We start from the raw sequence: 13,601 nt of genomic DNA, 5'->3' as shown, positions 1-13,601 counted from the left end.
CGGCTAGTTCCTACTGTTTTGATTGTTCGATGAGGTCGATGAAGTGGTCAAACAGATCCGCCGCTTCATGAGGCCCCGGACTCGCTTCAGGGTGCCCCTGAAAGCTGAATGCAGGTTTGTCAGTACGATGAATTCCCTGCAACGACTTATCGAACAATGAAATATGAGTAACTTCCAGGTTATCCGGCAACGTTGACTCATCAACAGCAAAACCGTGGTTCTGACTGGTGATCATCACTGTACCTTTTTTGATATCTTTCACCGGGTGGTTCGCACCATGGTGGCCAAACTTCATTTTGACCGTTTTTGCACCACTGGCCAACGCTAACAGCTGGTGACCTAAACAAATACCAAAAACCGGTACACCTTTGTCAACGATGGTTTTAATGGCGTCAATAGCGTAGTCACATGGCTCCGGATCCCCGGGACCATTTGACAAAAACACACCATCTGGGTTTAACGTCAACACCTCATCCGCAGGCGTCTGTGCTGGAACAAGAGTAACCTTGCAACCGCGATCTGCCAGCATGCGCAATATATTATTTTTCACCCCATAGTCGTAAGCAACCACATGGTATTTTACCTCTGCAGGCGTGACATACCCCTCACCTAGCACCCACGTGCCTTCGCTCCAGGTTTTTACGTCTTTAGTGCTTACTACTTTGGCCAAATCCATGCCTTTTAAGCCCGGGAACCCCTTAGCAGCAGCTAAAGCTTTGGCTTCGTCTAAATCGTCACCACAGATGATACAACCGTTCTGCGCGCCTTTGTCACGAAGGATGCGAGTTAAACGACGGGTATCAATATCCGCAATACCGACTACGCCTTTGGCATTTAAGTATTCAGATAGTGTTTGTTCATTTCGAAAGTTACTGGCTATGAGGGGAAGGTCTCGAATAATTAGACCTTTAGACCAGATATTGTCTGCTTCGACGTCTTCAGAATTGGTACCGGTATTACCGATATGGGGGTAAGTAAGTGTAATGATTTGTTCAGCGTAAGATGGGTCGGTGATGATTTCCTGATAGCCTGTCATGGAAGTATTAAAAACCACTTCCCCAACGGCAGTACCAGAAGCACCTATCGCCGTTCCTTTAAAAACTGAACCATCCTCTAACACCAAAAGGGCAGAATTAGCCAAGTCAACCTCCAGATTAAGGATAACCGACGGTTTATACGAAAAACCGTATAAACCCCACAAAAACGGGAAGTAATGAAAAATGTTACTTCCCGTTTACTATACTTTGCAGCTAATAAAACGCGACTCGGGATACCCGAAACGCTAAATTTTGGCAAATTCCGATTATTATATAGGAGTTATCGGAAAAGGTCTAATTCAAATTTAGATAAATATAGAAAATGCGTGATTAACGACTTTTTTAAGCCCTAAGGCCAAAAAATCACATTTATACCTAAAATGCCTAAGTCAGTCCAATAACGTCATTCATACCGTAGCGTCCGTTTTGTTTATCGGATAACCACAGTGCCGCGTGAACCGCCCCCTTGGCAAAGGTAAGCCGGCTAGATGCTTTGTGAGTTATTTCCAGACGCTCACCAATATCAGCAAATAATGCCGTGTGTTCTCCTACAATATCCCCAGCCCGCACGGTCGCAAAACCAATAGTTTTATGTTCACGAGGCGGTTCTTTACCTTCTCTTCCGTAAACGGCACATTCTTGTAAGTTTCTTCCCAACGTCTCTGAAATTGCCTCGCCAATGGCCATGGCAGTGCCAGAAGGCGCATCCTGCTTAAACCGGTGATGGGCTTCCAATATTTCAATATCAGCACTATTACCCAGCGCAGCAGCAGCCTGTTTCACCAACGCCAGCATAACATTTACACCTACACTGTAGTTTGCCGCAAACACCAGTGGTATTTGTTCTGCAGCACGGTTTAGTGCTTCGAGTTGCACAACCGACAGACCGGTTGTACCAATGACAACAGGCTTATTGTGTTTAACACACCAGCCCAAGTTATCGTCAAATGCTGCGGGAAGAGTAAAGTCAATGACTACATCAACATCGTCGGCATTGAGCTTTCCCACAGCCGTACAGTGAATGTTCAGCGAACCAATGCCCGCCAGCTCTCCCACATCAATACCTACCCAAGGCGAATCATCCCTCACAGTAGCGACTGCCAATTCAGCCCCTTCTTGCTCTCTTACTGCTTCAATTAATACCCGACCCATTCGGCCATTTGCACCCAGAATTGCAACTCTCATCGGCTCATCTTCACTTGACTAAATTCACGATATTTTGCCTGATGCATTTCATATTTCAATTCATGGCTTACAAATATCGCAGATAACCCAACTGTTGGCGGCTGGCACTTGAATATACGGTAGTTTCATCGCATGATTTCCCCAAGTCGACAACCCCACCTGATGCAATGGTCGCAATGCGACCCCAAGGTGTTACCCTTTTGATGGTCAAGGAATTGTAATGAGCAAGAAATTAATTTGGGATGTCCCGACACGGTTATTTCACTGGCTGTTGGTTGGTTCACTTATTGCCCAGTATCTCACTGCTGAGGTACTGGAAAATGCCATGCAATGGCACTTCTACTTTGGTTATTTCACCCTAGGGCTTGTCATTTTTCGTACTCTTTGGGGTTTTATCGGTTCAGATTACGCCAAATTCAGCCAGTTTATCTACGGCCCGAAAGCGGTAATCGGCTATGCATCCACACTGTTTAAACGCAACTCGAAAGCTCATGCTGGTCACAACCCGTTGGGGGGCTGGGTGGTGTTACTCATGTTGCTGTTAGTGTTGGCACAGGCAATTAGCGGCCTGTTTATGACTGACGATATATTCTTTGACGGCCCTTGGCGCGCCGCAGTTGAAGACAGTACACTCAAAGTTATGGGCTTTATTCACCACAATGGCTTTGATGTGTTGCTCGGAATCATTGCGCTGCACATTGCGGCCATCGGCTTCTATAGTGTGTATAAGAAACAACGTTTGGCCCCTGCGATGATCCACGGAAAGAAAGACACCAATGAACCAGCCATTACTTCATCGAAATGGCTGGCTTTTATTATCGCAGCAGCCATTAGTGCCGGAATGGTTTATTACGTTGTGGAGATTGCACCTCCAGAAGTTGAAGAAGAGTATTATTATTAAAGACAGCGGGAAGCATGGAAGCTTCCGCTATTTTAATTAACCGGCCTACTCAGTTTTTTGCCGCACCAAACCTTGCTGATGCATAATAGTGGAAATTTCTGTCACACTGCCCGGGTCGTCGATAGTGGATGGGATCGCCACTTCATGATTTTCCGCTATTTGCCGCAGCAACTTGCGCAGAATTTTACCCGAGCGGGTTTTCGGCAAGCGGGGAACCACCACTGCACGATGGAAACAAGCAATGGGACCAATTTCTTTTCTAACCATAGCCGCCAGTTCAGCTTGTAAATCATCTTCATCCACGTCGGCGCCATCTTTCAACAACACTAAGCCTACTGGAGCCTGCCCTTTCAGTGCATCGTGTATGCCTATAACAGTACATTCAGCGACTAGCGGATGTGCGGCAACGACTTCCTCCATTTCGCCAGTAGACAAACGGTGTCCGGCAACATTGATGACATCATCGGTCCGCCCCATAATAAATACATAGCCATCATCGTCTTTATAGCCACCGTCTCCCGAGGTGTAGTAGCCTGGATAAGCGTCAAGATAGCTGTGCCGGAAACGTTCTACATCCCCCCAAACCGTTGGCAAACAACCGGGAGGCATAGGCAGCTTAATAGCAATGGCGCCTTGTTCTCCCGCAGGCAATGGTTTTCCCCAATGATCCAGAACCTGAACATCGAAACCAGGTACCGGTAATGTGGATGATCCCGGCTTCACAGGCATATTTTCAATCCCCGTGGGATTGGCGCAAATTGACCAGCCTGTTTCTGTCTGCCACCAGTGATCCACAACCGGTTTACCGGTTTTCTCAACGGTCCACAAATATGTTGGCGGGTCCAAGCGCTCTCCGGCCATAAAAATTGTGTCTAAGGATGACAGATCATAGCTCTGCATCTTTATGGCTTCTGGATCCTCCTTCCTTATCGCCCTAAACGCTGTCGGTGCTGCAAATAGCGCTTTTATGCTGTACTCTTCAACCATCCGCCAAAAAGCACCAGCATCCGGCGTTTTCACGGGCTTACCTTCGTATACAACTGTGGTGCAACCGTGCAGTAACGGGCCGTAGACGATGTAGGAATGCCCGACAACCCATCCGACATCCGATGCTGCCCAAAACACATCGCCAGGCTTCATATTGTAAATCACTGACATAGAATACTTTAACGCCACCGCGTGGCCGCCATTGTCTCGCACAACACCTTTGGGTTTGCCTGTAGTCCCAGACGTATACAGAATGTAAAGTGGGTCAGTGCCAAGGACTGGCGTACATTCGGCTTCTTCAGCATTTATCATAGCCTTTTCCCAATCGAGATCGCCGTCCTTCAACACCGCTTCGGCTTGGGCACGCTGGAATACGATTGTGCAATTGGGCTTGTGCGCAGACATATTGATGGCAGCCTCAACCAGCGGCTTGTACTCAATGATTTTCGACACTTCCACGCCACAAGATGCAGTGACCAGTACTTTAGGTTGTGCATCCTCAATTCTCACCGCCAACTCATGAGGGGCAAAGCCACCAAATACTACTGAATGAATTGCGCCCAGTCTCGCTACCGCCAGCATAGCAATCACAGCTTGCGGTATCATGGGCATGTAAATAACAACCCTATCGCCCTTTTTCACACCGTTTCGTTTGAGAACATCAGCAAAGCGCGCCACGTTTTTACGTAGTTCCGAATAGGTATATGTCGTTTTTACCCCCGTCACTGGCGAGTCGAAAATAAGGGCGGTTTGATCTGCTCTACCGTTATTGCAATGATGGTCCAGCGCCATGTACGACGTGTTCATTTCACCGTCTGAGAACCAACGAAAAATACCGTTGTCGTCTTGAGACAGCGCGGTTTGGGGCTCGGTGAACCAGGGAACATCCTCAGCCTTCTCCTGCCAAAAAACGTCGGGCTGTGAAATGGAACGGGTATATTCTTCAGCGTAAGACATGACTTACCTCTTGGGTTAACTAGATTAATGCGCTAAACAGTTAAAGGAAAACCTCATACCGCTTCACATTAACTCAAAATTAACAAGTGAGGTGATAAGACTTATGTCGCAGATAGGAAAAAATATAAGCTGGTGAACTACTATCTAACGGGCCTTATACGTTGTAACGCTTCTTAACAGGCATCGCAAGTAGTCTTTCTAACCAAGTGGTAACCGGCTGTGGTTTTGACAGGTAAAATCCTTGGAAAAGCTGACAGCCCTTTCGCTTTAAATACTCAAGTTGGATATCGTTCTCGATACCTTCTGCGACTGTTTTTAATCCCATAGAACCCGCCATATCAATAATAGTATCAACAATGGGTACATGATCAGATTCAAAATTGATCTCATCCACAAAATACCGGTCAATTTTAAGTTCGGCGAGAGGAAGTTCTTTTAGATAACTCAAACTTGAGTAACCAGTACCAAAATCGTCTATCGAAAAACGAAATCCCAAATGGGACAACTTTTCGATGCGACGTCTGACCAGATCTATACCACTCACCAAGGTGGTTTCGGTTATCTCTAGAACAAGTTGACCAGGGCTAACGCGCCAGTACTCAATAATATCCACCAGACGATCTGAGAAGTCTGAACGTGCAATATGCCGGCCACTAACGTTCACCGATAGCGTCGTTACCACCCCCAGTTTTCTCAAGTGAGATAGCAAGCGACAGGCTTCATTTAGTACCCAGTCGCCTATCTCAACGATAATATCGCTTTCTTCCGCGATGGGAATAAATTCTCCCGGAGAAATGTTTCCCAGTTTGGCATCGTCCCAACGTATGAGAGCCTCAGATGAAACAATATTGCCCTGCCCGTCAAATTGCGGTTGTAACACCAGGTAGAAAGCTTTTTTCTGCAACGCAGACGCTAAGTGCTGGCTAATATAACTGTGTCGGTCATAGGCATTGAACTCATTGCGCTCCAACGTAACACGACCACCGGGCCCCTGTTGTTTTGCCCGCTTGGTAGCAAAATCTAGAATACCTACCACTTTTTCATACTCAGCATCGGCACCGTGCACATACGCTGAAGCGAGAGTTGTCGTGATCACTTGCGGATTGCCATGCAATGACATCTCTTTCATCAGCAGCGTATGCAGGCTCCATTCAATTTCAGTGATGAGGTTAACCAGATCGTGCTCGTGATCCTCGTCAAAAGGGGCTTTCAACAACACATAAAATTTATCTCTCAAGCCCCCATACACTTCAAATTGGGCTGATACAGCTTTCTTCAATCGCCCTGCGAGCACGCGAAGGATGTAGTCACCCGTTTCTTTGCCAAAGGCTTGTACTAACTGAGCAAAATTGTCAATGTCGAGCATGCAGCAATACACGTGCTTGCCTGAAGCCCTTGCCTGAGCAATAACATTGCGCAAATCTTTTTCGAACAACTTTGCATTAGGAAGATGGGTGATCTCGTCGAAAAAGGCAATTTGATAGATATTGTCCAGCGCTTGCTTTTTCTCGGTGATGTCTCTGAGCACACATACGAACTGTGTTTGTCCTGATTGAACAACTTCCGACACAGACACTTCAATAGGGAACACCTTGCCCGAACTTTTCGTGGCCACGAGCTCCTTGCCATTAATGAAGCCCAACCCGGGCTGGAGATGATCGCGAACAAAACAGCGGCGTTGACCTTCGACTTCTTCTGGCAACAAAAAGGAAATGTCTTCACCAACCAAAACTTCAGGTGCATAACCAAACATTTTTTCAACAGCTTGGTTTGCTGTAATAATGGTGAAGTATTCATCCACCGACAAAATCACATCATTCATACTGTTGAGGATGGTATTGAGATACTCAATATAATTTTGCTCAGTATCTGACAATCGTCGCTGCTCAGTTACATCCTGAACAGCGCCATATAGACGAACGCCCTTATCTTGGCAGCATTGTATTTTACCCGTAATTTTCACCCATTTGCGCTTTCGCTTATGAGTTAACACCGACAGTTCGAGCTCAAATGCAACACGGTTGTTAAGCAAATTTCGCAAGGTGTTACTCAGGGACTTTCTTTCTTGCGGTGTAAATACTGCAAAGACATGACGGAGCGTGAGTTCACTATTTTCGCATAGGTCTAATAAATGAAAAACAGCAGATGTACAGGTAAGGTGCTTACTCGCTGTGTCATATTGCCAACCACCACACCTAGCAACGGCGGCAATTTCTTCACTGAGTAAAGAACAAACATTGTGCGCCCTCTTCAACACCCTCTACTTCCCCCGGGTTTGCCTGCAAAGTAAAATACAGTACGCTATAGATAAATGATAATATCTAGAATAGAAGAGAAAGTGCAGCTTAACAATAGGGCAAGACAAAGAAATGATTTTAAAGGACAAATTTGCGAATTGAATTAAAAATAGAGTGCTATGCATAAACGCATAGCACATGTACAACTATAGATAAAATGAACTAATCAACTTTATAGTCGTCGTGACACGACTTACAAGACGCCCCGACCTGCCCTATCGCTTTGGCATACTTACTTTCATCACCCGTTGCTGCAACAGCCTGCAAATTTGCAGCCGCCGTTTTCAAACTGTCAATTTTACTTTCAAAATCGGACCAGTTTTCCCAAATCTCATCCTTCGCTTCAGTATCGACGTCAAATTTTCTCGTATCTACTTTTACATAGTCACTCATCATGTCTGCCAGTTGCTCAAGTCGCATGGCATTGGTGGCAATGACGTCCTGATCAAATGGTATTTTTCCTTTTGCCATACCGCCCAAAGGCCCCATATTGCTATAGACCAATTTGTACAACGATTGACGAAAGTTCGTGGCAGCCTGAGCGTGTTTTTCATTCAAGGCGGCTTCCTGGGCCACTGTAGCCCCACTTGTAAATCCTGCCATGACAATGGCTGCCATTAGGCCGGTCTTTAGCACTTGCTTCATGTTTTTCTCCGTTACTTTGCAGATTATGTGGTGATGTGCATTATGATGTTTACAGACACATGACGTGTACCCAGCACGTTTTACCATACCGGTTTTTGACTATGAAATGCCAGTGCCAATAATTTTATATTTTTTACAGCCACCGAACCATTATTCAATAGCCCGCAAGGCAAAATGAGTAAATAAACGGTTGAGTGAAACAGCGAGCAAAATTACGCAGCATTACAATACAAAATAGAGTTCTGGTGGGTAAAACAATAATAGGCGTACATACTGCTATTTCTGATGTCTAAACCCTACCGTAAGCTGCTCATATAGTTTTGTGCCAATCGAACGCCATTTGTCTGGCGGTTTTTTCTGCAATAGTTGGATTAATAAGCCTTGATACCAGGTGGAGACTCATATCTATACCCGCTGAAATACCGCCTGAGGTTACCCATTTACCTTGGTCTACCCAGCGCACTCCTTCCGCGACTGAAAGGTCGGGATATGATGCTCTCAACTCATCGATATCTTCCCAATGGGTAGTCACTGTTAAATTGGAGAGTAGCCCTGCTTGGGCAAGGATAAAAGCCCCCGTACATACTGAAGCGACGATTGTTGCTTTTTTCCCCGTGGTTGAGAGCCATTTTAAGACCTTCGGCTTTTTGAGTTCTTCCGTATGCACACCACCGACAACAAGCAAAACGTCTATTTTGGGATGATCTCGCAAACAGTAATGTGGGTTTACACTAAATCCGCCTCTTGCCAGAACGGGGGCGTTCACTTCTGCAAGCAAAAAAACGTTAAAACCATCTTTGCCTGTCAAAAATCTGTTTGCGGTTGAAAATACTTCATATGGGCCAGAGAAGTCGAGCACTTCGGCATTGTCGTAAATATATATTGCTACGTTTAGCATTACTGACTCCTGGCTGCACAAGCGCTAATTGTCTCGCTGAAGCTCATGCCTAACTGCACGAGCAGAATCGAAATTTCACACCGCTTTAGTCATACTGAATACTTCTGCTCATCAGCGATTTAGAGGTGAAAGCAGCACCACCAAAAAGGAACACAACCCCTGCTAACCAGGGCACTCCACCTTCCCACCCTGTCCATTTTATTTGTGCAAAACCAAACACAAAAATGTAAGCTACCAGGGCCCAAACTAAAACAACGCTAATTAAGTTGCCAATTTGCGGTGACATCAACACTTCCTTTTTTGCTAATCTGATGGAATATTGTAGATGGCGACGTCACCATGTACAAATCCTTGGTAAATCATGAGTAATCAGGTTCCATCTCAAATGCTCATTAAATATTCAGGCTGATTACCACATCAATTTACCGAGGCAGGGCTAGCCCCGAACAAGCTGAGAACTTTTTCTAATATATCAGAGATTAAAATGATATCTACCTATTGAAATAGGTGGTTTAGGGCTAAAAATAAAAACCCTCCGCCAGGAGGGTTTTAAATCGAACAACACTAATTGGTCAAATCATCAAAGAATTTTTTCACACCGTCAAAAAAACCTTTTTCTTTCGGACGGTGTTTGCCGGAGTCACCGCCCATGGAATCATCCAGCTCCTGAAGCAATTCTTTTTGCTTCGACGATAAGTTCACCGGCGTTTCTACAACCACTTTGCACATCAGATCGCCAGTCACCCCACTGCGCACGGACTTTACGCCTTTACCTCGCAAGCGGAACATACGACCTGTCTGCGTTTCTGGGCTGACTTTCAGTTTAACCTTTCCATCGAGAGTGGGTACTTGTAGTTCCCCGCCCAATGCTGCTGTGGTAAAACTCAGCGGTACTTCACAGTACAGGTTGTTGCCATCGCGTTGGAAAATCTTGTGTTCACGTACGTGGACCTGAACGTATAAATCTCCTGCTGGTGCTCCATTCTCTCCAGCTTCACCTTCACCACTCAAGCGGATACGATCACCTGTGTCAACGCCAGCAGGCACTTTCACAGACAACGTTTTGGTCTTCTCTTTACGGCCATGACCGTGACAGGCATCACAGGGATCGGCAATAATTTTTCCCCGACCGGAGCACGTAGGGCATGTTTGCTGCACTGCAAAGAAGCCCTGACGCATTTGTACCTGACCATTTCCATGGCAGGTAGGACAGGTTTTAGGTGATGTACCTTTCTTCGCACCCGAACCGTGACAGACGTCACATTCAACCAGCGTCGGCACGCGAATTTCTACATCTTTACCGCGAACAGCCTCTTCTAAAGAGAGTTCAAGGTTATAGCGTAAATCTGCGCCCTGGCGTGCACGAGACTGTCGCCCACCTCGTCCGCCGCCGAATATATCGCCGAAAACGTCACCAAAAATATCGCCAAAATCCGCGCCACCGCCGAAGCCTGCACCACCACGATTGGGATCCACACCTGCATGACCGTACTGATCATACGCAGCACGCTTCTGCGAATCGGTCAGGACTTCATAGGCTTCCTGGATTTCCTTAAATTTTTCTTCCAGTGCTTTATCGCCTTGCGTGCGATCGGGGTGATATTTCATCGCCAGCTTTTTATACGCTTTTTTAATTTCGCGTTCGCCAGCACCTTTCTCAACACCCAACACTTCGTAGTAGTCACGTTTCGACATATCGCTTACTTTTCCTACTCGTTACTTCAAGTGCCAGATTCAAATTACACTTAAATCAAACACTTTGTATTTTCACCGGTATTTCACCAGTCTTTACACAACAAAGGCGCAACAAGAATGTCCTGCTGCGCCCAGACTGTACAGCACTCCGATGCAGGCATCGGAGTTACACTGACTACAGCTTATTTCTTGTCGTCTTTCACTTCTTCAAATTCAGCGTCAACCACATCGTCGTCAGCCTGCTTTCCAGAAGCTTGCTGTTCCGCACCAGCGTCTGCTGCAGCTCCGGCTTGCGCCTGCGCAGCTTCCATCAGCTTAGAAGACGCCTGAATTAGCTCTTGGGTTTTCGCTTCAATTTCAGCTTTATCTTCGCCTTTCGTTGCAGTTTCCAGCGCAGATATAGCAGCTTCGATAGGCGCCTTATCATCGGCACTTAACGCATCACCTACTTCGTCAAGCTGCTTACGGGTAGCGTGAATCATGCCGTCCGCCTGGTTGCGGGCCTGGATCAGTTCTTCGAACTTGGCATCAGACTCTTTATTCGCTTCTGCATCAGCTACCATTTTTTCGATTTCTTCATCGCTCAGACCAGAAGAGGCTTTAATGGTGATCTTCTGCTCTTTACCCGTATCTTTATCTTTAGCAGACACATGCAGAATACCGTCAGCATCCAAATCGAAAGTCACTTCTATTTGCGGCGTACCACGAGACGCAGGACGAATACCTTCAAGGTTGAACTGACCTAACGACTTATTTCCAGAAGCTTGCTTACGCTCACCTTGCAACACGTGTACTGTTACCGCAGACTGGTTATCTTCTGCTGTAGAGAAGGTTTGCGACTTCTTGGTCGGAATTGTGGTGTTCTTCTCAATCAGGGACGTCATAACGCCCCCCATGGTCTCAATACCCAAAGACAAAGGTGTTACGTCGAGTAGCAATACGTCTTTCACATCACCCGACAATACGCCACCTTGAATTGCAGCGCCCACGGCTACCGCCTCATCCGGGTTAACATCTTTGCGCGGCTCTTTGCCGAAGAAGTCAGTGACGTATTTTTGAACCAAAGGCATACGCGTTTGACCACCAACAAGAATAATATCGTTGATGTCAGACACTGACAGGTCAGCATCAGCCAACGCTTGTTTGACAGGGTTCAGTGAATCTTTCACCATGTCTTCAACCAGAGATTCCAGTTTTGCACGTGTCAATTTGATCGCCAGGTGCTTCGGACCTGAGCCATCAGCAGTGATGTACGGCAAGTTAACTTCAGTTTGCTGTGATGAAGACAACTCAATTTTTGCTTTCTCGCCAGCTTCCTTCAGACGTTGCATAGCCAGAGGATCTTTGCGAAGGTCAATACCCTGGTCTTTCTTAAACTCATCAACCAAATAAGTAATGACGCGGTTATCGAAGTCCTCACCACCTAAGTGAGTGTCACCATTGGTGGCCAGTACTTCGAATGTATGCTCGCCGTCCACTTCGTCGATTTCGATAATAGAGATATCAAATGTACCACCACCTAAATCGTAAACCGCAACAACGTTATCGCCTTTTTTCTTGTCCATACCGTAGGCAAGAGCTGCGGCAGTCGGCTCGTTGATAATACGCTTTACTTCCAGACCCGCAATACGGCCTGCATCTTTGGTGGCCTGACGCTGAGAGTCGTTAAAGTACGCTGGAACAGTAATAACCGCGCCAGTTACTTCTTCACCTAAGAAATCTTCGGCAGTCTTCTTCATTTTTTTCAGCACTTCTGCTGAAATCTGAGGGGGCGCCATTTTATCGCCTTTAGACTCAACCCACGCATCGCCATTGTCAGCTTTAACAATTTTGTAAGGCATGATGTCGATATCGCGCTGAACTTCTTTATCTTCGAAGCGGCGTCCAATAAGACGCTTAATCGCGAATAAGGTATTTTCGGGGTTTGTCACAGCCTGACGCTTCGCAGACTGCCCTACCAGCGTTTCACCATCACTGGTATAAGCGATAATAGAAGGAGTTGTGCGATCGCCTTCGGCGTTTTCAATTACGCGAGGTTTGTCGCCGTCTAGAACTGCGACACATGAATTCGTTGTACCTAAGTCGATACCAATGATTTTACCCATTACGTGTCTCCAAAATAAGAATCTTTAATTTCTGCAATATTAGTGGGGTTATTCCCCCGCTATTTCAATAGTCGCCAGAAAAAATCTGTCGTTTTTGGTTTATCCCGAGGCTATGCCTGCGTGTCAACGCCACCGTCCGGTGCACGAGACACCATAACCATGGCTGGACGAAGCAGACGACCATTAATCTGATATCCTTTTTGCATCACCGCCATGACAGTATTTGGCTCGTGATCCGCACTCTCTTGCATGGACATCGCTTGGTGCAATTCAGGGTTAAAACCCTCTCCCTGAGGATCAATAGGCGTTAAACCAAATTTTTCAATTGTGCTGACAAAAGATTTCAACGTCATGTCCACACCTTCAAGCAGTGGCTTAACCGCTTCATTCTCACCATCACCGGCCTGCAAGGCACGCTCGAGATTATCAATCACCGGAAGTAATTCACCGGCAAATCGCTCAAGGGCAAACTTACGGGCTTTTTCTACTTCGGCCTCAGCGCGACGACGGGCATTTTCCATATCAGCACGAGCTCGCAGTACACTGTCCTGCTGCTCTTTAATTTGTGCCTGAGCATCAGCAAGCGCATTTTCCAGTTCGTATACTTTTTGCTCGTGCTCAGAAACAGGTTGCGCCTGTTCTGTTGTATCCGCCGCTTCTTCAATCGCTGCGTCTGTCTGTGTTACTTCAACCTCTTCAGGCTGGTTTTGATCCTGCACGTCGCGGTTGTCGCTCATGCTATCCTCCCAACAATACTCATCTGCGGTGAATTTTTACTTCACTGTCTGTGTTCGGTTACCCGAAGTACAAACAGCATTATTGCGTTCAGTGGGGCTATTAATGGGGTTACTTACTGCCCCTTCAAGGGTATCCATGAAATTTTTGTGGCTAAAC

11 protein-coding genes are annotated in these 13,601 nt (G+C 46.3%); 1 reads left to right on the top strand and 10 read right to left on the bottom strand.

Going from position 1 to position 13,601, the window contains the following annotated elements; genetic code table 11:
* Nucleotides 1-10: 10 nt before the first annotated feature.
* Nucleotides 11-1,141, bottom strand: coding sequence for a glutamine-hydrolyzing carbamoyl-phosphate synthase small subunit (carA, locus tag KO518_RS12150; protein ID WP_216026085.1), 1,131 nt, complete (start codon nucleotides 1,139-1,141; stop codon nucleotides 11-13).
* A 280-nt stretch (nucleotides 1,142-1,421) separates the two neighbouring features.
* Nucleotides 1,422-2,222 (bottom strand): 4-hydroxy-tetrahydrodipicolinate reductase, encoded by an 801-nt coding sequence (gene dapB, locus KO518_RS12145; protein WP_216026084.1) that lies wholly within the window; start codon nucleotides 2,220-2,222, stop codon nucleotides 1,422-1,424.
* A 220-nt stretch (nucleotides 2,223-2,442) separates the two neighbouring features.
* Here dapB and KO518_RS12140 point away from each other — a divergent pair, with 220 nt between their 5' ends.
* On the top strand, nucleotides 2,443-3,123 hold the full coding sequence (locus KO518_RS12140; protein ID WP_216026083.1) for a cytochrome b/b6 domain-containing protein: 681 nt from the start codon (nucleotides 2,443-2,445) through the stop codon (nucleotides 3,121-3,123).
* Between the two features lie 45 nt (nucleotides 3,124-3,168).
* Here KO518_RS12140 and KO518_RS12135 read toward each other — a convergent pair whose 3' ends face one another.
* The 8 genes from KO518_RS12135 to grpE form a co-directional block, all read right to left on the bottom strand.
* Nucleotides 3,169-5,067 carry an acetate--CoA ligase gene (locus KO518_RS12135; RefSeq protein ID WP_216026082.1) on the bottom strand — a complete coding sequence of 633 codons (1,899 nt, stop codon included), beginning with the start codon at nucleotides 5,065-5,067 and terminating at the stop codon, nucleotides 3,169-3,171.
* Between the two features lie 154 nt (nucleotides 5,068-5,221).
* Nucleotides 5,222-7,324, bottom strand: a complete 2,103-nt coding sequence (locus tag KO518_RS12130) for a GGDEF domain-containing phosphodiesterase (protein ID WP_216026081.1) — start codon at nucleotides 7,322-7,324, stop codon at nucleotides 5,222-5,224.
* 202 nt (nucleotides 7,325-7,526) lie between these two features.
* Entirely contained in the window at nucleotides 7,527-7,982 is a 456-nt protein-coding gene (locus KO518_RS12125; protein WP_252736183.1) for a cytochrome c, read from the bottom strand.
* A 337-nt stretch (nucleotides 7,983-8,319) separates the two neighbouring features.
* Nucleotides 8,320-8,907 (bottom strand): DJ-1/PfpI family protein, encoded by a 588-nt coding sequence (locus KO518_RS12120; RefSeq protein WP_216026079.1) that lies wholly within the window; start codon nucleotides 8,905-8,907, stop codon nucleotides 8,320-8,322.
* A gap of 85 nt (nucleotides 8,908-8,992) precedes the next feature.
* A complete protein-coding gene (locus tag KO518_RS12115; protein ID WP_216026078.1) occupies nucleotides 8,993-9,193 on the bottom strand; it encodes a hypothetical protein in 201 nt (66 codons plus the stop codon).
* Nucleotides 9,194-9,471: 278 nt separating this feature from the next.
* Nucleotides 9,472-10,602 (bottom strand): molecular chaperone DnaJ, encoded by a 1,131-nt coding sequence (dnaJ, locus tag KO518_RS12110; protein WP_216026077.1) that lies wholly within the window; start codon nucleotides 10,600-10,602, stop codon nucleotides 9,472-9,474.
* A 182-nt stretch (nucleotides 10,603-10,784) separates the two neighbouring features.
* On the bottom strand, nucleotides 10,785-12,707 hold the full coding sequence (gene dnaK / locus KO518_RS12105; RefSeq protein WP_216026076.1) for a molecular chaperone DnaK: 1,923 nt from the start codon (nucleotides 12,705-12,707) through the stop codon (nucleotides 10,785-10,787).
* Between the two features lie 110 nt (nucleotides 12,708-12,817).
* Nucleotides 12,818-13,444: a nucleotide exchange factor GrpE gene (gene grpE, locus KO518_RS12100; protein WP_216026075.1), complete on the bottom strand. Its 627-nt coding sequence runs from the start codon at nucleotides 13,442-13,444 to the stop codon at nucleotides 12,818-12,820.
* Nucleotides 13,445-13,601: the final 157 nt, after the last annotated feature.

Origin of the sequence: Aestuariibacter sp. A3R04 (assembly GCF_018860805.1) — a bacterium.
GTDB lineage: Bacteria > Pseudomonadota > Gammaproteobacteria > Enterobacterales > Alteromonadaceae > Alteromonas.
This window is presented reverse-complemented; position numbering and strand designations above follow the sequence as displayed.